This window comes from Aerococcus sp. L_32 (genome assembly GCF_050689315.1).
Genome location: NZ_JBOEQF010000711.1, coordinates 1 through 916, shown reverse-complemented (window position 1 = coordinate 916; position 916 = coordinate 1). Strand labels below are relative to the sequence as shown.

Annotated in this window: 1 pseudogene; it reads right to left on the bottom strand. The window is 37.9% G+C overall.

The features are described from left to right. Positions 1–788, bottom strand: a pseudogene (locus ACRCJ0_RS15905) (adhesin); the annotation flags it as partial. Positions 789–916 lie beyond the last annotated feature (128 nt).

Sequence of the window (916 nt, the reverse complement as noted above, 5' to 3'; positions counted from 1 at the left end):
TCTTCAGAGAAACCTTCATCTGTAAAGCTATTTTCAAGGTTTAAGCTTTCTGAGTTATTACGTGCTTCGCTGTAAGCAGTGTTGACATCATAAACATTGTAGCCTGCTTCTTGCATAGCTGATAAAGTGTTGTCGTTATAAGTTACGTAGTCTTCGTCTTCAGACATTTCTTGACTTGAAGCTGGGTATTGCGCAAAGACGATTAAGGCAGAAGGCAAGTCCATACGAATGGTATTGAATAATTCTTCAATATTCGCTAAATGGTCTTCTTCAGAGATTTCAGCTTCATAATCTTCTTCTACGAAAGTTGGGATAATCAGTAATTGTGGGTTGGCTTCAGTTAAGTTACTAGAGTATTGTTCAACTGCATCGGCGGAAGTAATTTCTGTCCAGTCAACTGAGTTAACACTTGTGTCGTCAAAGCCAATTTCATTTAAACGGTCACTGATAGTTGTTGTCCAAGCTTCTTGGTCTGCTTGGGTACGGGCAATTGAGATGGTTGGCACTTGTTCTACACTTTGCAGGTAGTATAAGTAATGAAGCGCTGTTGTTTCCCCGCGGTTGTCCGTAAATGCTTGCACCATATCTTCTGCATTATATTCTTCTGGTGTTGATGGTGCTGTTTGGTTCATATCTACAGACATTGATGAAAATGTGCTGGCTTGGTCCGCTAACATATTTTGTTGGCGTGAGCGATAAACAAAATAGCTACCTCCCACTAATACCAATGAAATGACAATAAAGACTGCTGTCAAGACCATTTGGTTTCTATTTGATTTTCTATTCATGCTTGAGCTCCTTTATACAAACTTTTCCCATTGTTTATTCTATCATATAACAAAATTAAGCCAAACTGAATTAAATCTTTTAGGTTTTTTTAAGAATATGAGAGTAGGCAATTAGCCTACTTTTTCAA